Consider the following 17,309-nt stretch of genomic DNA (forward strand, 5'->3'; position numbering starts at 1 on the left):
CGCCCCCGAGACTGGGACACCTCGGGGGCGACTGCACCCCGTGCGCGACTGAGGCGCTACAGGTTGCGCTCGGCGTACACGGTCATCGCGTCTCGCACGAACTCGGCGCCGGCCTGGCCGCCGTAGTTCGCGCCGAAGCGCTCATCGGCCACGTACATCTCGGCGAGGCCGAGGAAGTACTGCTTCGTCGGGCCGCTCGCGCCGCCGCCCGGCGTGCCCGGGATGCCGCGGAGCCAGTCGAAGTGCCGCTGTGCGAGCGCCTGCGCCTCGTCGCCCGCGGGGTCGATGCCCCGTTCGAACGCCGCGATCCAGTCGCTGCCGAGCTGCGCGACGCGCTGCTGCCACGCCGACTTCTCGTCGGCGCTCATCGAGCGCCACCACGCGTCGCTCTTCGCGTACGCGTCCTTGCCCCAACGCTCCTCGACCTCCTCCTTGTACTGGGTGTGGTCGAAGCCGTCGAACATCTGCTCTGCCATGAGTCGTTCACCTCCTTCCAATGCTCCGATGGTGCGTTCGACCGACGCGATCTGCCGCGTCAGCCGGTCCTGCTCCTGCCGCAGCCACTCGAGATGGCTGCGCAGCGCGTGTGGGGCGCTCTCCTCGCGGTCGAGGACCTCGCCGATCGCGGGGAGCCCGAGGCCGAGGTCGCGCAGCAGCATGATGCGCTGCAGTCGCACGAGTGCGGCGTCGTCGTAGTAGCGATAGCCGTTCGACCCGATGCGCGCCGGGGCGAGCAGCCCGATGTCGTCATAGTGACGCAGCGTGCGGCTCGTGGTGCCGGCGAGCTTCGCGATCTCTTGAATCGACCAGTCGACGGTGTGCTCCTCTCTCGTGTCTCGGCGGGAGCGTTGCGCGCCCACTTCTGCCACGGTAGAGGTTGACGCAACGTCAATGTCAAGCGCGACCGTCGTCTGGGCGCGAGTGTCCTGGACTTGCGTCGACGACACACGCGATATATCGTGTCCCTATCACCACACGCGATATATCGCGATACAGGCTTTCAGGGCGACGGATGCCGCGGCATCCGCCCCACGCAACAGGAGGAGCACCGCATGTCCATCGAGAAGTGGGTCATCAACCCCGGCGAGAGCCGCACCATCGACCTCGAGCTCGTACGCAAGCTCAAGGTCAGCCTCATCGGCGGCAAGGTCGACGTGATCGCGCACGATGAGCCGGGCGCACGCATCGAGATCTCGAACGTCACCGGCAAGGACCTGAGGGTCGAGATCGACGGCGACTCCGTCGAGATCGACCACCCGCAGCTTCGTTGGGACAACTTCGTCGACGTCTTCAAGGGCTTCATGGGACACGCCAAGGCCGATGTCTCCATCCTGGCGCCGCGCCATGTCGCGCTGAAGCTCGGCGTCGTCTCGGGCGACGCGCTCGTCGCGGGGTTCACGACCGACGCGAAGCTCAGCACCGTCTCGGGCGACCTCGTGCTCGACGACCACGAGGGCGACGTCGAGCTCTCGACCGTCTCGGGCGAGGTCTCGGCCGGCAACCACACCGGCCGCATCACCGCCCATTCCGTCTCGGGCGACGTCGTCGCCACGGGCGACGTGCGCTCGTTCAACGCCGACACGGTCTCGGGCAACATGATCCTCGACTCGTACACGACGCCCGACCGCATCGACACCAACACCGTCGCGGGCAACCTCACGGTGCGCTTCGAGCCGGGCTCGGGCGCCCGCTACCGCATCAACACGGTCGGCGGCAGCGTGCTGATCGACGACACGAGCATCAAGGGCATGCTCGGCAAGGGCTTCGAGCGCGTGACCGGCGAGCTCTCCGGCAAGTGGCTCGACCTCGGCGCGAACAGCGTCTCGGGATCGATCTCGGTCATGCGCCGCCAGGCCTCCGAGAACGCCGGCGCCACGAACGCCCCCGGCCGGACCGACGCGTCGGGCACCGCCACGACGACCGACGGCGAGGCATCCGCATGACTCCGCCTGTCTTCGCCCATGGCAGCCTGCGGCTCTACCTGCTGGCGCTGCTCGACGAGCAGCCACGCCACGGCTACGAGCTCATCCAGGCACTCTCCGAGCGCTTCGGCGGCACCTACAGCCCGAGCGCCGGCACCATATACCCGCGCCTCTCCAAGCTCGAGGAGGAGGGCCTCGTCACGAAGTCGACCGACGGCCGCAAGACCGTCTACGAGATCACGGATGCCGGTCGGTCCGAGCTCGAGGCGCGCCGCCACGAGCTCGACGCCATCGAAGACGAGGTCACCGACTCCGTGCGGCGCCTCGCCGACGGCGTTCGCGCCGAGGTGAACGACGCGATGCGGTCGCTGCGCGCCGAGCTCGCAAGCGCCGCCCGCGAGGCGAAGCGTGCGGCGAGCACGACCTCGGCCAGCGCGGCGGCGGCCGGCGGCACCGGCAGCACGCCGGGCGCGGAGTCGAACCGCGCCGTGCACGAGGCCGACATGGTGCTGAACGAGTTCCGCCAGCAGCTGCGCACCGACCTGCGCACGCACGCGCACCGCGGAGTCGTCGGCCCCGAGTCGATCACGCTCCTGAAAGCGCGGCTCGCGCAGGTGCGCGCCGACGTGCTCGCGACGCTCAGCGAGGGGTGACCGCGGGCTGACCGCGGGTGGTCGTGCGCTCTCCCCCCGGGCGGGCGACCACCCGCTTCCCTGCGCGCTCCACCCATCAAGAGTGCGGTTGCCGTTGGAATTCGCGCCGCGAAGCGACCGCAACCGCACTCTCGATGCCCGCGTCAAGCCCGACGCGCATGTCGGCGGGGGATGGTTCGATGAACGCATGACCGACGTCGAGCTCCACCCGTGGGCCGAAGACGACCTCGACCTGCTCCGCCGTGCGAACACGCACGAGCTCATGGACCAGCTCGGCGGCCCCGAGAACGACGAGCAGGTGCAGGCTCGCCACGAGCGCTACCTGCGCATGTGGCGAGAGGGCACGGGCTGGCAGTTCCGGGTGACGATCCCCGGCCATCCCGAGGGAGTCGGCATCGTCGGCTACTGGCCGCACGACTGGCACGGCGAGCCGGCGCTCGAGAGCGGCTGGTCGATCGAATCCGAGTACCGCGGCCGTGGCATCGCGCCCGCCGCGGTCATCGCGATGCTCGACGCGGCCCGCGCCGTCGGCGCGACGCTGCCCGTGCACGCGTACCCGCGCGTCGACAACCCCGCGTCGAACGCCGTGTGCCGCAAGGCCGGCTTCCGACTCCTCGGCGAAGAGGAGTTCGAGGTGAAGCCGGGGGTCGTGCTGCACACGAACGACTGGGTCGTCGACCTCGTCGAGCCCGCGGTCGAGCCGGTCGAGCGGGTCGAGTTCCCCCGGGCGTAGCCTCGAGGGGTGCGCGTCCTCCTCGCCGTCGCTGTCGGCGGCCTCATCGGCACCGGGCTCCGCCTGGCCTGCGACCTCTGGTTCCCCCATGCCGGCGGCGAACTGCCCGTCGAGACGCTCATCGTGAACCTCGTCGGCGCCTTCGCGCTCGGCTGGCTCGTCGGCGGACTCTGGACCCGGCCGGCTGTCCCGCCTTGGCTGAAGGCCGGGCTCGGTCCGGGCCTGATCGGCTCGTTCACGACCCTCTCGGCGGTGATGGCCTCGCTCATCGTGCTCACTCGCGAGGGCGAGACGTGGCTCGCCGCGATCTACCTCGTCGTCTCGGTCGCGGGCGGGTTGCTGCTCGCCGCGGCGGGCCTGAAGCTCGGGTCGCGGCTCGCGCACCGGCCGATGCCGCACGAGGTCAGCGACGCCGGGGCGACGCTATGAGCGGCGAGCTCAGCCCACTCGTCATCGCGGCGGTGCTCGGGTCGGGCGCGCTCGGCGCCCTGCTGCGTTACGGCCTGTCGCGCGCCTATCCGGTGCGCCCTGGGCACCTGCCGGGCGGGATCCTCATCGTCAACGTGCTCGGCTCCGGCCTCGCAGGTGCACTCATCGCCCTCGCCGAGCGCGCAGAGCTCAGCGGCGACCTGCGGCTCGTGCTCGTCACGGGGTTCTGCGGGGGCCTCACGACGTTCAGCACGTGGAGCGTCGAGACGATCGAGCTGCTGCTCGGCGGGCGGTGGCGCGCCGCGATCCTCAACGTCGTCGTCACGCTCGCACTCGGCATCGCCGCGGCCGCCGGCATGTACGTCGCCGTGCGCTGAGTCGCGAACGCTGGGGCGGGCAGACGCGACAGAGCGGATGCCCCGCCACGGGGCATCCGCTCTGCATGCGGTTCTCTCGGCGACTACTCGGCGCCCGGCGCCTTGCGCCTGGCCCGCACGATGACACCGACGATCGTCGCGATGAGGGCGAGCAGCAGCACGACCGCCCCCGCGATCACCCAGCCGTCGGCCGCGCCGGTGTCGGTGGATGCGTCCGTAGCCTCGTCGGCCTCGTCGGCCTCATCGGCCTCGTCAGCCTCGTCGGTGTGCGGCGGTTGCTCCTCCCAGGCCCCGGTCGCTTCGGCACCCACACCGAAGTCGATCGTGCCCTCGATCGGGTGCCCATCGGAGGAGACGGCACGCCAGCGCACTTGGTAGTCGCCCTCGAGATCGGCGGGGAGCGACGCGGTCACCGTCGGACCGGTGACGACCGGCTCGCCGACGGCGATCTCCTCGCCGTGGTGGTCGACGACGATGACGGCCGTGCCCGCCTCGATGATGTCGTTCGAGAAGTCGAGCACGACGTCGGCGGGCGACGTGGCGAGCACCTGCCCGCCCTCGGGGCTCGAGGAGATGAGCTCATCGTGCGCGAAGGCGGGCGACGTGGCCGCGAGGCTGAGCAGCGCGCCGGCGAGCGTCCCGACGGCGAGCGAGCGGGTGCGACGGCGACGGCGCGCGCGGGGGTTCGGTTCGGCGGTATCCGTGGTGATGGTCATCGTTCTGCAGTCCTTACTGGTGGCCGGCCGGTGCGTCGTGCGAACACGTACAGCGAACGGCCTTGCTCTGGATTCCGCCGGTCGCCGGGCGGAGCGGGTCAGGTGGCGCAGGCCGGCGAGGGCGGGCCACGATCGCGGAGCGAGCTGAGGAGCAGGCGCGCGTACAGCGGGCGGTGCGTGACGGCCGCGGCGAGCCGGAGCTCCGACCCGAGCGGGTGCGGCGCCGGCAGTGACGCGCCCGTCAGCCGCAGCACGAAGCGGCGTGCGGCGCTGCCGGCCGCCTGCCACGCCGCCCGCTCGACGGCGAGGAGGTAGATCACGGTGAGCGCAGCGGCGACGGCGTGGCCGACGAGCATCGCGGTCAGGCTGTGATCGGCATGTGCGACGGCGGTGCCCGCACCGTCGGCGAGGGAAACGACGCCGGCGTGCCCAACCTGTGCGTCATGCACGGCGCGCCCCGCGTGCCCCACGTGCCCGGCGCCGGTCGTCGCCGGGGTCGGCGACGCACCCACCCCGATGCCGAACAGCAAGTGGAAGGCGCCCTGGCTCACGACCACCGCCAGCGTCGTGCGCACCGGTGTTGAACGCCGGCCGACGAAGGCGACGGATGCCGCGAGCGCGACCATCGCGGCGAGCACGAGCCCGACTCCGCCCGGTGCCTCGCGGCCGGCGATGCCGTGCGAGAAGCCGGCGAGCGCCACCGCGACCGACGCCGTGGACGCGCCACGCACGAGCTGCGCCGCACGAGTCACCAGGCCCCCGGGAAGTATGAGATCGGAAATCGCCTCAACCCTAGCAAGGCCTTCCCGAGCGGAACTTGACATGCGTATCCGGAGGAGTAGTGTCGTCCGCCGTGACGAATGAGGCGGAAACCCCGCCAGCCGAACTGAAGTCCCCGAAGAACTGGATCATCGGCGACCCGCTGCCGACCGAGAAGCTCGAGGGGCAGCTGCTCCCGAAGCACCTCGCACTGCCGATCTTCGCGAGCGACCCGCTCTCCTCCGTGGCGTACGCGCCGCAGGAGCTGCTGATGATCCTCATGGTGGGCGGCCTCGCCTTCCTGAGCTTCGCGCCGTGGGTCGCCGTGGCGGTGGTCGTGCTGCTCATCACGGTGGTCGCGAGCTACCGGCAGCTCATCCGGGCCTACCCGTCGGGCGGCGGCGACTACGAGGTGGCGCACCGCAACCTCGGTGAGAAGGCCGGCCTCGTCGTGGCATCCGCTCTGCTCGTCGACTACGTCATGACGGTCGTCGTGTCGGTCGCATCGGGCGTCGACAACATCATCTCGGCGATCCCCGAGCTGAACCCGTTCCGGGTCGAGATCGCCGTGCTCTTCGTGATCATCCTCGCCGCGGTGAACCTCCGGGGCGTGAGCGAGTCGTCGAAGGCGTTCGCGGTGCCGACCTACCTCTTCATCGGCAGCGTCTTCGTCATGATCGTCGTCGGGCTCACCCGCACGTTCCTCGGCGACGCTCCCGTCGCCGAATCGGCGGGCTTCGAGGTGCAGGCCGAATCGCTCACTCAGGCAGGCATCATCCTCCTGCTCCTGCGTTCCTTCGCGAGCGGATGCTCCGCGCTCACGGGCGTCGAGGCGATCTCGAACGGCGTGCCCGCGTTCCGCCTGCCGAAGGTGCGCAACGCCCAGATGACGCTCGTGCTCATGGGCGGCATCGCGATCGTGCTGTTCGCCGGCCTCACGGCGCTCGCCCTCATCGCGAACGTGCACTACGCCGAAGATCCGTGCCACCTCATCGGCTGGGCCGACTGCGCGAGCGAGCCGCAGCGGAGCCTCATCGCCCAGGTCGCGGCGGCGACGTTCGGCGACAGCACCGTGTTCTTCTACGTGATCCAGGCCGCGACCGCACTCGTGCTGCTGCTCGCTGCGAACACCGCGTTCAACGGATTCCCGCTGCTCGGCTCGGTGCTCGCCAAGGACGGCTACGCCCCGAAGTCGATGTCGACGCGCGGCGACCGCCTGATCTACTCGAACGGCGTCGTGATCCTGGCGCTCGCGGCATCCGTGATCCTCGTCGTGTTCCAGGCGAACCTGACGGTGCTCATCCAGCTCTACATCATCGGTGTCTTCGTCTCGTTCACTCTCGGCCAGACGGGCATGGTCCGCCACTGGTTGCGCGCCCTCCGGAGGCCGCAGCATGCGGCCTCGCCGAAGCGACGCGCGACGGTCGACGACACGCCGCCGCTCACGCGCGGCGCGGTCTGGCGCGCGCTCGTCATCAACGCGATCGGCGCGGCCATGACCGCGGTGGTGCTGATCGTCGTGACGGTCACCAAGTTCACCCACGGCGCGTGGATCGTGTTCGTGATGATGCCGATCCTGTTCCTGCTGATGATGGGCGTGAACCGGTACTACCGCGACGTGGAGAAGGAGATCGCGGTCGACCCCACGACGACGTTCGGCTCGACGGGCGACCACGCCATCGTGCTCGTCGGACGCATGCAGAAGCCGACGCTGAAGGCGCTCGACTACGCGATCGCCGCCCGTCACGACTCCCTCGAGGCGGTGCACGTCTCGCTCTACGACGACGAGACGAAGCGCCTGAAGAAGGATTGGGTGAAGCAGAACATCCACGTGAAGCTGCGCATCCTGAACTCGCCGTACCGCGACCTCAGCTACCCGCTGATCCAGTACATCAAGTCGCGTCGTGAGGAGCACGGCTCCGAGGTCGTCACCGTGTACATGCCGCAGTACATCGTCGGCCACTGGTGGGAGAACATGCTGCACAACCACAAGGCCCGGCGCATCCGTCAGAAGCTGCTGCTCGTGCACGGCGTGACCGTCGCCCTCGTGCCCTGGCTCCTCGATTCCTCCGACCTCATCTACGGCCGTCGCTCCCGCCCGCTGCCGGGGCAGGACCGGCGCGGCGAGCCCGTGCGCCCCGTGCCGCGCCGTCCGCTCGCCGAGAGCGGCCGGAAGCCGAAGGGGTAGCACGCGTGACCACGCAGGGGCGTGGCGCTAGATCATCGCCATGATCTGCCGGGCGATCATGCGCCCGGCGCGGCTGGCACCGATGGTGGAGGCCTGGGGTCCGTAGCCCGCGAGGAAGATGCGCGGGTCGCTCCACGCCGCGCCCTGCCCGACGGTGATGCCGCCGGCCTTCTCGCGCAGCTTCAGCGGAGAGAGGTGTCGCAGGTCGGGGCGGAAGCCCGTGGCCCAGATGATCACGTCGGCGCGAGCCATGCCGCCGTCTTCGCCGTCCCAGACGACACGGTCGGGCTCGATGCGATCGAACATCGGTCGCGCGACGAGGAGCCCGCGTTCGATGCCGGCGGCGATGCGGCGGCTCTTCGGCACACCGGTGCCGCTCACGATCGACGGCAGCGCACGGCCGGATCGCGCGGCCTCGTCTTGCACGGCCACGGCGGCGGATGCCCCCTCGAGATCGAGCTCCTGCCGATCGAGCCAGTCGATCGGGCGCCGGGACACCCACGTGAGCCCGGCCGCGACCTCCTCGAGCTCGAGCATGAAGCCGATCGCGGAGGTGCCACCGCCGACGACGACCACGTGCTTGTCGCGGAAGTCCTCCGCCTCGGTGTAGTCGGAGGTGTGCACGTGCCGGCCGGCGAACTCGGCCATGCCCGGATAGTAGGGAACGAATGGCGACCCCCACGTGCCGGTGGCGTTGACGAGGAACTGGGTCTGCAACTGGTGACGCGGCTGCGGTTGCGGCGGCGCCTCCTCGAAGGTCTTGCGGCGACGGCCGAACAGCCCCTTCGCCTTCTGCTCTTCGAGGGGCTGCGGCGTGAGGTCTTCGTAGTCGACGAGCAGGTCGACGCCGTCGTTCGAGACGCGGCGCACGTTCATGGGCCGGCGCACCCGCAGGTCGAAGTGCTCCTCGAAGCGGCCGTAGTAGGCGGCGACGACCTCCTTCGCCGGCAGCGCGCGGTCGGCGGTGTCGAAGCTGAGTCCCAGCTCGGCCATGCCGGGCAGGTCGTTGACGCGGTGCGCGGTGCCGAGCCGCAGCGACGACCACCGGTGCTGCCATGCGCCGCCGGGCCCGGGCGCCCGGTCGAGCATCACGAAATCCTGGTCGGCGACGAGCTCGAACCGGCGCAGGTAGAAGGCCACCGATAGGCCGGCCTGCCCGGCGCCGATCACCACGACCTTCACGCGCTCGGGGCTCATCATCACCTGTCAATCTCAACATGGGTTGCTGGGTGCACGCACCACGCGCTCCAGTCTCCCGCAGTGGGCCGTGAGACGGCGTCGGCGCGCCTGTGGACGGTACCGATTCAGGGTGGTAGGCGGTGCTAAACTGGCAGCCGGACGAATTCATTTATCAGAACAGCGCCGGGTGTAGATTTTTCCACCCGGCCAGATGTCGTAAGGGGGTCACGCATGGGGCGCGGCCGTCAGAAAGCCAAGCACACCAAGGTCGCTCGGGAGCTGAAGTACTTCAGCCCGAATACCGATTACAACGCGCTTGAGCGCGAACTCACGAGTTCGCAGCATGACGAATACAGCGACGAGGCGGCGAAGTGGTCGGACATCGACGACGACGACGACACCTTCGTCACTGACGACGAACAGCACGAGCAACGCGCCTAGAGCGATCTGCGCTGCGTCGTCACCCCGATACCGCTCCCTTCGCGTTCTCTCCGCGACGAGCGTTCACGTAACGCTGAGGCTACGCCGTGCCCGCACGCCACGCCGCAGCGTCCTCGACGAAGCGCTCGAGTTCGGCGAGTGAGCCGCTCGGGGTGATCGCGCGCAGCACGATCTCGTCGGCGACGTCGAACTCCGCGAGGCGATGGCCGGCGCTGAGCGTGGCGTCGATCGCGCGAATGCCGAGGCGATCGAAGTTCGCCGCGTACGAGGGCACCGACTCGTAGCGCTCGGCCTCGCGCTCCAAGTCGGGCCGCGCCGCGGGGTCGGTGATCGTGCGCACGTAGAGCACCGCGCGCACCGATCGATCGGCCGCCGCAGCGCGGAGCTCGGTCACGGCCTCGGCGGCGGCATCCGGGCTCAGCCAGTTGAAGAGCACTCCATCGGCCTGCTCTGCGGCGAGACGGCGCATCAGCGGGCCGAGCGCGCCCACGACGATCGAGGCTCGCGTCGCGCGGCGCAGCGTGGCGATGCCGTCGGCCACGAGCGCGAGCGGCCGTGGGGCGCCCCCGGACCCGATGCCGATCGTCGTGCGTTCGGTAGGTAGCCCATCGAGGTCGAGCGTGTCGGCCGGCCGCCGGTCGAGCGGGATCACGCCCGTCGCCAGGCGCAAGGTCTCGGTCGCGGTCGCGACCGCACGGAGGCCCGCGAGCGAGTCGCCGTTGGGCAGGTCGTTCAGCCAGAGCGCCGAGAAGCCGAATCGCTCGATGCGCGGCGCGAGCGCCAGCAGGTGTTCGACCGGCGTGGGTCCGGGGAGCCCGATCGAGACGTCGGCGCGCATCGGCTCAGGCCGCGTAGCCGCCGACGAGGCGCACGGCGCCGCCGTCGACCCCCTTGGCGCCCTGCTCGAAGCCCGAGAGATCGCGGTCGCCGATCGCGATCGTGCCGAGCTGCCACGCGGGGAGCCCGAGCGCGTCGAGTGCCTCGACGACCGATGCCGCGGCACCGGCAGCGACGACCGCGAAGAAGCCGATGCCGAGGTTCCACGTGCCCTCGGTCGACTCGAGCGTGGTGCCCGCGAGCTCGTTGAGCACGCGGAAGACCGGAGCCGGCGACCACGTGGCGCGGTCGAGCTCGACCCACGAGCCGCGGGGCAGCACTCGTGCGAGGTTCGCGGCGATGCCGCCGCCCGTGACGTGCGAGAGCGAGTGCACGGCGCCGCCGTGCGGGCCGGCGAGCAGCTCGACGAGCGGGCCTGAGTAGAGCCGCGTGGGCTCGAGCAGCGCCTCACCCCACGACGTGCCGAGCTCGGCGGAGGCATCGGCGTATGCGATGCCGGCACTGCTCAGGATGTGGCGCACGAGCGAGAACCCGTTGGAGTGCAGCCCGCTCGAGGCGATGGCGATGACCGCGTCGCCGTCGGCGACCCGCTCGGCGCCGAGGAGCCGGTCGGCCTCGACGACCCCCACCGCGGCGCCGGCGACGTCGTAGTCGTCGACGCCCATGAGGCCCGGGTGCTCGGCCGTCTCGCCCCCGACGAGCGCCGTGCCCGTCTCGGCGCACGCGCGCGCGATGCCCGTGACGATCGTGGCGATGCGGTCGGGCACGACCTTGCCGCACGCGATGTAGTCGGTCATGAAGAGCGGCTTCGCGCCGACGACCACGATGTCGTCGACGACCATGCCCACGAGGTCTTGACCGATGGTGTCGTGCTTGTCGAGCGCCTGCGCGATGGCGATCTTCGTGCCGACGCCATCGGTAGAGGTCGCGAGCAGGGGCCGCGTGTACTGCTTCGCGAACGCGAGGTCGAAGAGGCCGGCGAAGCCGCCGACGCCGCCGAGCACGTTCGGCCCGTGCGTCTTGGCGACCGCCTCCTTCATGAGCTCGACGGCGAGATCGCCGGCCTGCGTATCGACTCCGGCAGCGGCGTAGGACGAGTTCGAGGTCACCTGTCAAGCGTACCCGCGCACCGCGTGCCGATCCGCGCCGCTGGCAGCAGCGGAGACTAAAATGCAGTCATGCAGCCGGGGGGTACGCCGTCGTGGGTGATCCGTGAGAATGCGAGTCGCCCGGTTCTGCTCGCCCTCTACCTTCGCGAGGTGCTGAGCATCGCCTCCCCCGTCGAGCTGCCGCGCCTGCGCGATGTCGGCCCGGTGGGCGTGCGGCTCGAGATCGACCAGCACGACCTGCTCGAGCGGCAGTGGCGGGCGTGGTGGGCGATGACCGTCGAGCCCGAGGTGCACCCGTCGCCGGTTCCACTCGAACTCGTCGAGGCGTACGGCACCGACGTGGCCCTGCCCGTCGGCGAGGCCGATGTGCTCGCCGCGGCGATCGTGCCGCACGCCGAAGCCGCACGGGCATGGGCCGATTGGGCGCATGAGGGCTACCGCACGGCGTCGGCCGCACGCCGCGGCGACTCCTACCGCGCCTACGCGGGCACGATCGCCGAGCACGAGCGCGAGGTTGGACGGCGCGCCCACTCCTTCGAGTTGAACGTCGAGGTCGTGCCGTTCACGAGTCCCGGCGTCTGGTGGATCGGGGCGATGACCGTCGCCGTCACCGACGTGCTGCGTTCGGATGCCTCGGCGTTCGACGACGCCATCCACCCGATCATCGCCGAGCTCGCGTAGCCGGCTCCCCGTCGCGCACGTGCCAGACTCGGAGGCATGAGCATCTGGTTCGGCGAGCCCTCACTGGAGTGGGCGAACTCACGTGACGACACGATGATCCGTGCGATCGGCATCGAGATGACCGAGGTCACCGACGGTTCGCTGAAGGGCCGCATGCCCGTCGACCACCGCACCCGCCAGCCCGGCGGGGTGCTGCACGGCGGGGCATCCGTCGCCTTCGCCGAGACGCTCGCGAGCTGGGGCGCGAGCTTCACGGTCGATCCCGCCACGAACTACTGCGTCGGCATGGAGATCAACGCGAACCACGTGCGGCCGGTGGCCGACGGGTGGGTCTACGGCGAGGCGAAGCCGCTCACGCGCGGGCGCACCACGCAGGTGTGGGAGATCATGATCACGGATGCCGCGGGCAAGCTCGTGTGCGTCTCGCGGTGCACGATGGCCGTGCTCGCGAAGCCGTCGGAGTACTGAGGCCGGCGGCATCCGTCGCTCGCAGGCGAGCGCTCAGTCGGTGAACACCCCCGCGAAGTCGTCCCACGCCTCGGCTCGCACGTAGACCGGCGCACGGTCGATCGGCACCTCGCGCCGCACTACCGCAGGCCCTTCGATCGCCTCGCCGGTCCAGGCGTCGCGCCAGGCGCCGGGCGGCAGGGCGACCTCATGTGCGGCCTCCCCCTCGGCGAGCACGGGTGAGACGAAGAGGTCGCGTCCGAGCATCCACTGCAGCGGGTGCGTCCATGCCGTCGCGAGCGACGGGTGATCGAAGTACACCGGTCGCATGAGGGGCGACGAGGTGCGGATGCTCTCGGCGGCCTCGGCGGCGAGGTAGGGCACGAGCCGCTCCCGCAGCTGCGCGAAGCGGCGGAACACCTCGAGCACCCGCTCATCGCCGGTCTGCTCGGCGATGTTCCACGGCGTGCGGTCGCGCGAGGGCGTGCGGTGGTGGTTGAACTCCGAGTGGTACTGCATGATCGGCACGAACGTCGAAGCGGCGGTCGCACGGAGGTAGAGCTCGGCGTCGGGCAGGGCGCCGGAGAATCCCGCGAGGTCCCAGCCCCAGTAGAGGATGCCGCTCGCCGCCGCCGAGAGCCCTGCGAACATCGACCAGCGGAATGCGTCCCACGTCGAGTTCTCGTCGCCGGCCCAGAACGCGCCGTGCGCCTGCGAACCGGTGAACCCGGCCCGGCTGAACGTGACGGGCGCCTTGCCCGAGGAGCGGAGCAGGTCGCCGTACGCCTTCGCGTAGGCGACCGGGAAGCGGTTGTTCGCCTCGTCGCCGCGCGTGCCGTCGAGGTACTCGAGCTCGCGGCCCCACGCGTGCTCGCCGCCGTCGGTCTTGAAGCCGTCGATGCCGACCTCGTCGACGAGGTACCGCCGCTTCTCGGTCCACCACGTCGCGGCGCGCTCGTCGGTCAGGTCGGGCATGAACGAGAGCGGGAACCACCAGCCGCGGTTGCGGTACGGGCGCAGCGCGCCGCGGGCGTCGGGCTCCCGGATGAGGACGCCCTCGCGAACGGCGGCGCGGGCGTCGGCCTGCGCCTGGCCCTCGGGATGCGGGCGCAGCTTCATGAGCGGGATCTGCCAGAGGTGCACCCGGATGTCTCGGGCGTGCAGTTCGTCGACCATGCCCTTCGGGTCGGGCCACGCGCCGTCTTCGGGGAACTCGAAGTCGGCGAGCCGATGCGGCGACCCGTCTTCGGACACGGCGTAGCGGGCATCGCGGAACGCGGTGAAGGTGCTCTCGTCGCTCCACGCCTCGATCACGACCGAGCCGACCGGCACGTCGTGCTCGCGGTGCAGGTCCATCTGGCGCATGACCTCGGCCTGCGTGTTCCACTCGTTGCCGCTCGCCCAGAGCCGGAACACCCAGTCGGGCAGCTGCTCGGGGCGGCCGGCCCGGCCGAGGAACGCGTCGAGCACCTCGGTGGGCGTTCCGTCGTAGAACGCGGTCGTGACGGCGGGCTCGCCGGCCGCGGCATCCGTCTCGACCTCGACGAGCATCGTGTCGGGGTCGCTCGCGCCGAGGTCGAACCAGGCCCGACGCGAGGTGCGCACGTGGAAGCCCCAGCCGCCGCCGCCGACGACGTGCGCGAACGGCATCGGCAGGTAGGTCTTGCGCTCGGCGCCCTGGCTCTTGTACTGCTCGAACACGACCGAGTCGAGCTCGCTGCCGCGGTGGTCGAGGGCGTCGAACCGCTCGCCGAATCCGGTGACGTGCTCGTCCGGCGCGAGTGGGAGCGCGAACCGCACGCGGCGCACGCGCTCGTCGTCGGTGAGCACGGTGACGCTGCCGGGCACGATGCGGCGGGTGCCGGTCGACGCGACCGTCTCGTCAGGCGCGGGCTGCCAGCCGAAAGCACTCGTCTCGAACCAGCGGGTGCGCTGCGTTGCACCCTCGGCCGTGCGCCCGGCGAGCCGGTAGCGGAGGCGGCTGCCCGCTGCAGGGGCGTCGATCGTGAGCGCCCAGCCGCCTGCGACGCGTGCGAGCCGCGCCTGAGCCGACGCGAGATGTCCGCCGTCGATAGCCTGGCCGCGTGAGGTGCGGGCGACGCGGGCGAGGGGCATCCGCCGGGTCTCGCGCTCACCGCTCGGCGCGACGACGACGAGCTCGGCCTCGACGTCGACGAGGTCGGGTGTGGCGCGGGCGCCGATCGTCAGTGACTCGCCGGCGACCGGGTCGACCGGCTCGCGCTGCTCGGTGTCGACCGAATACGGGTGACCCGAGCCGAACGGCCGATGGCGGATCACGCGTGGGCCTCCGAGTCGACGGATGCCGCGCCACCGAGTTCGACCGCGAGGCGCATGACCATCGCGTGGCTCCAGAGCAGCGGCTGCGCCACCGGCCCCCAGCGCTCGACCCACTCGTCGACGCGGTCGGGCGCGAGGAGGTGCCCGCCGACCTGCTCGGGCAGCGCGCCGTCGTCGCTCGCGGTGGCCACCGCCCAGTCGAGCAGTTCACGCGCGCGGTCGACGTCGCCCGCGCGGAGCTGCGCAAGCCCGAGCATGCAGGAGAGGAGCGGCCACCGGCCACCGCCGTAGAAGGTGTCCTCGCGGTAGCGGTGCACGCCCCCGTCGACCGTGAGCTCGTGCTCGATCGCCGCGATCGTCGCGAGACCGAGGTCGGACCCGGCAGGGACGACATCGAGCAGGCCGACGACCGATGCGAGGCTCGCATCGACGGCGGACGAGCCGATCCACTTCGAGAGGTGTCGGTCGACGACGCCGTCGGCGTGCAGCATCCTGCTGATCTCCGCCTCCGCCTCGGCGGCGGCCGCTGCGCGCCCGGCATCGAGCACGCCGAGCGCGACGGCCTCGCGGAGTCCGGCGGCGATGCATCCGAGCGTGGAGACGTGCACGTGCGTCGCATGCTCCTCCCACCAGTCGAAGCACGGACGCCGCCACGAGGCGCACAGGTAGTCGACGCTGAGGGCGATCGCGTTCGCCCAGCGCGAAGCATCCGTGCCGTGCCGGCGCACGTGCTGGCCCGCGGCCCAGAGCCAGGTGCCGTAGCCGTCGAGCTGGAAGTCCCACCACTCGTCGTCGCCGGCGCGGCCGTCGAACGTGAAGCGGGTGGGCAGCATGGCGGCATCGGCGACGGGCTCGCCCGCGCGAGCCGCCTCGACGATCGCCGTCACCTCGGCGGCGCGCGCGTCGAGCACGGCGGCGCACCAGTCGAAGAATCGCTCCGCCGAGTCGATCCGGCCGTAGCTCGACATGCCGTCGGCGATGAAGGCGCCGTCGCGGAACCAGCTGTAGCCGGCATAGGCAGAGAAGGTGGGACTCGCCGGGTAGGCGCCGCCCGCGTCCTGGAGCGAGGCGATGAGGTCGGCGCTCCATTCGGCGATCGCGGCGGTCGCGGCACTCGGTCGCGCTCGGTCGGTCTTCGGCAGGGTCATCCGTGTGCTGCTTTCGTGCTCGTGCGTGGTGTGGTCGAGGTGCCGGGGGCCGGGCGCGGTCGGCGCCCGGCCCCCGGGTGGCTCAGCCGCCGATGGCGGCGTTGATGCGCTCCTCGGCGGACGCGAGGGCGTCCTCGACGGACTTGCGTCCCGACTGCGCCTCGACGAGCTCCTCGGTCATGATGTCCTGCATCTCCTGCTGGCCTTCGGCCACGACGGGCGGCAGCGCCACGTGCTCGAGCGAGTCGAACACCGCCTGGCGGTTGGCCGGGTCGCCTTGGTCGAGGTAGCCCGAGAGCTCGGCCTCGTCGGAGGTCGCCGGGAGCTCCCATCCGGAATCGAGCCGGGCCTGCACCATGACGTCACTCGAGGTGAGGAACTCGGCGAACTTCGTGGCGGCCTCGACGTGGTCGGACTCGGCAGAGACGCCGACGGCGTTCGAGAAGAGCGCGCTGGCCTGCTCCGTGTTGCCCGGCTCGACCGCGATGTCCCAGCCGAAGGGCAGCTCGGCGAAGGCGCCGAACATCCAGATGCCGGTGTGCAGCATGCCGAGCTTGCCGTCGGTGAAGAGCTTCGTGTCGAAGTCGGGCGTGCCCTGCCCCTCCTCGATCGTCGGCATCACGGTGCCGCTCTTGCCGACGAGCCACTCGGCGGCCTCGACGCCCTCGGGGGAGTTGAACGCCGTCTTCGTGCCCGACTCGTCGAGGAACTCGCCGCCGTTCTGTGCGAGCACCTTGTAGTACTCGTAGAAGCTCACCGGCTGGTGGTCGCCCCAGACGCCCGCGGCCTGATCGGTGAGCGTCTCGGCCGCGGCCTGCTCGTCGGCCCAGGTCCAGTCGGTGGTCGGGTACTCGAGACCCGCCGCGTCGAAGAGGTCGCTGTTGTAGAACAGCACGACGGTCGAGAACGAGCTCGGCAGCGCGTACTGCGCGCCGTCGGTCTGGTACGCGTCGAGCACGCTCTGGCGATAGGCGTCGGGATCTTCAACGGGCAACTCGGCGAGCACGCCGTTCGCCTGGTACTGGGCGTAGTTCGCGTATTCGATGTCGAACACGTCGGAGACGGTGCCGGCGGCCAGATCGGTCTGCAGCGCGGTGCTGTAGTCGGCATACGGCAACGTCGTGACGTCGACCGTGATGTCGGGGTTCTCCTCCTCGAACGCGTCGACGATCTTCTGGAGGTTCTCCTCGTTGCCGTCGTTCGAGATGAAGTTCGTGTACGTGATGGTGACGTCGCCGGATTCGTCGCCGCCGCCCGCGGCGCAGCCGCTCAGGGCGAGTGCGGCCGCGGCCGCGAGGCCGACGGTCGCGAGTGCTGTGGTCCTCATGGTGGGTATCTCCTTCGATATGGGTGAGGTCGTGCGGGTTTGCGGTGCTGGTCGGAACGGATGCC

The 17,309-nt window shown here is 70.7% G+C and carries 18 protein-coding genes; 9 read left to right on the plus strand and 9 right to left on the minus strand.

Annotation, left to right across the window (positions count from 1 at the left end; all coding sequences use genetic code 11):
- Window positions 1-56: 56 nt before the first annotated feature.
- Window positions 57-860, minus strand: coding sequence for a MerR family transcriptional regulator (locus tag QFZ26_RS06380; RefSeq protein ID WP_307040335.1), 804 nt, complete (start codon window positions 858-860; stop codon window positions 57-59).
- Window positions 861-1,052: 192 nt separating this feature from the next.
- Here QFZ26_RS06380 and QFZ26_RS06385 point away from each other — a divergent pair, with 192 nt between their 5' ends.
- From QFZ26_RS06385 to crcB, 5 genes are all read left to right on the plus strand, one after another.
- Entirely contained in the window at window positions 1,053-1,943 is an 891-nt protein-coding gene (locus QFZ26_RS06385) for a hypothetical protein (protein WP_307040337.1), read from the plus strand.
- Window positions 1,940-2,575, plus strand: coding sequence for a PadR family transcriptional regulator (locus QFZ26_RS06390; protein WP_307040339.1), 636 nt, complete (start codon window positions 1,940-1,942; stop codon window positions 2,573-2,575). Before QFZ26_RS06385 ends, QFZ26_RS06390 begins: the two co-directional genes overlap by 4 nt.
- A 187-nt stretch (window positions 2,576-2,762) precedes the next feature.
- Entirely contained in the window at window positions 2,763-3,308 is a 546-nt protein-coding gene (locus tag QFZ26_RS06395) for a GNAT family N-acetyltransferase (RefSeq protein ID WP_307040341.1), read from the plus strand.
- A 9-nt stretch (window positions 3,309-3,317) separates the two neighbouring features.
- A complete protein-coding gene (locus QFZ26_RS06400) occupies window positions 3,318-3,737 on the plus strand; it encodes a fluoride efflux transporter FluC (RefSeq protein WP_307040343.1) in 420 nt (139 codons plus the stop codon).
- On the plus strand, window positions 3,734-4,114 hold the full coding sequence (gene crcB, locus QFZ26_RS06405) for a fluoride efflux transporter CrcB (protein ID WP_307040346.1): 381 nt from the start codon (window positions 3,734-3,736) through the stop codon (window positions 4,112-4,114). Before QFZ26_RS06400 ends, crcB begins: the two co-directional genes overlap by 4 nt.
- A gap of 83 nt (window positions 4,115-4,197) precedes the next feature.
- On the opposite strand, the gene QFZ26_RS06410 is transcribed toward crcB, so the two are convergent.
- Both QFZ26_RS06410 and QFZ26_RS06415 read right to left on the minus strand, forming a co-directional pair.
- The gene (locus QFZ26_RS06410; protein WP_307040348.1) at window positions 4,198-4,830 is read right to left on the minus strand and encodes a copper resistance CopC family protein; all 633 of its coding nucleotides are present in this window, start codon (window positions 4,828-4,830) and stop codon (window positions 4,198-4,200) included.
- 98 nt (window positions 4,831-4,928) lie between these two features.
- A complete protein-coding gene (locus QFZ26_RS06415; protein ID WP_307040350.1) occupies window positions 4,929-5,582 on the minus strand; it encodes a hypothetical protein in 654 nt (217 codons plus the stop codon).
- A gap of 101 nt (window positions 5,583-5,683) precedes the next feature.
- Here QFZ26_RS06415 and QFZ26_RS06420 point away from each other — a divergent pair, with 101 nt between their 5' ends.
- Complete coding sequence (locus QFZ26_RS06420; protein ID WP_307040352.1) at window positions 5,684-7,777, plus strand: APC family permease; 2,094 nt, start codon at window positions 5,684-5,686, stop codon at window positions 7,775-7,777.
- A gap of 27 nt (window positions 7,778-7,804) precedes the next feature.
- On the opposite strand, the gene QFZ26_RS06425 is transcribed toward QFZ26_RS06420, so the two are convergent.
- Window positions 7,805-8,977 (minus strand): FAD-dependent oxidoreductase, encoded by a 1,173-nt coding sequence (locus tag QFZ26_RS06425; protein ID WP_307040354.1) that lies wholly within the window; start codon window positions 8,975-8,977, stop codon window positions 7,805-7,807.
- 210 nt (window positions 8,978-9,187) lie between these two features.
- On the opposite strand from QFZ26_RS06425, the gene QFZ26_RS06430 reads away from it, so the two are divergent.
- The gene (locus tag QFZ26_RS06430) at window positions 9,188-9,397 is read left to right on the plus strand and encodes a DUF3073 domain-containing protein (RefSeq protein ID WP_307040356.1); all 210 of its coding nucleotides are present in this window, start codon (window positions 9,188-9,190) and stop codon (window positions 9,395-9,397) included.
- A gap of 79 nt (window positions 9,398-9,476) precedes the next feature.
- On the opposite strand, the gene QFZ26_RS06435 is transcribed toward QFZ26_RS06430, so the two are convergent.
- Window positions 9,477-10,235, minus strand: a complete 759-nt coding sequence (locus tag QFZ26_RS06435) for an LLM class flavin-dependent oxidoreductase (protein ID WP_307040358.1) — start codon at window positions 10,233-10,235, stop codon at window positions 9,477-9,479.
- Between the two features lie 4 nt (window positions 10,236-10,239).
- Window positions 10,240-11,343, minus strand: a complete 1,104-nt coding sequence (gene purM / locus QFZ26_RS06440; RefSeq protein ID WP_307040360.1) for a phosphoribosylformylglycinamidine cyclo-ligase — start codon at window positions 11,341-11,343, stop codon at window positions 10,240-10,242.
- Between the two features lie 69 nt (window positions 11,344-11,412).
- On the opposite strand from purM, the gene QFZ26_RS06445 reads away from it, so the two are divergent.
- Window positions 11,413-12,024, plus strand: coding sequence for a zinc-binding alcohol dehydrogenase (locus tag QFZ26_RS06445; RefSeq protein ID WP_307040362.1), 612 nt, complete (start codon window positions 11,413-11,415; stop codon window positions 12,022-12,024).
- Between the two features lie 36 nt (window positions 12,025-12,060).
- Window positions 12,061-12,492, plus strand: coding sequence for a hotdog fold thioesterase (locus QFZ26_RS06450; RefSeq protein WP_307040364.1), 432 nt, complete (start codon window positions 12,061-12,063; stop codon window positions 12,490-12,492).
- 33 nt (window positions 12,493-12,525) lie between these two features.
- Here the strand turns inward: QFZ26_RS06450 and QFZ26_RS06455 are convergent, their stop codons facing one another.
- The 3 genes from QFZ26_RS06455 to QFZ26_RS06465 form a co-directional block, all read right to left on the minus strand.
- Window positions 12,526-14,769 (minus strand): glycoside hydrolase family 31 protein, encoded by a 2,244-nt coding sequence (locus tag QFZ26_RS06455; RefSeq protein ID WP_307040366.1) that lies wholly within the window; start codon window positions 14,767-14,769, stop codon window positions 12,526-12,528.
- Complete coding sequence (locus tag QFZ26_RS06460; protein ID WP_307040368.1) at window positions 14,766-15,917, minus strand: glycoside hydrolase family 15 protein; 1,152 nt, start codon at window positions 15,915-15,917, stop codon at window positions 14,766-14,768. The genes QFZ26_RS06455 and QFZ26_RS06460 overlap by 4 nt, the downstream gene beginning before the upstream one ends.
- 82 nt (window positions 15,918-15,999) lie before the next feature.
- The gene (locus QFZ26_RS06465) at window positions 16,000-17,244 is read right to left on the minus strand and encodes an ABC transporter substrate-binding protein (protein ID WP_307040369.1); all 1,245 of its coding nucleotides are present in this window, start codon (window positions 17,242-17,244) and stop codon (window positions 16,000-16,002) included.
- Between the last annotated feature and the right edge of the window lie 65 nt (window positions 17,245-17,309).

Origin of the sequence: Agromyces ramosus (assembly GCF_030817175.1) — a bacterium.
GTDB classification, from domain to species: Bacteria; Actinomycetota; Actinomycetes; order Actinomycetales; family Microbacteriaceae; genus Agromyces; species Agromyces ramosus_A.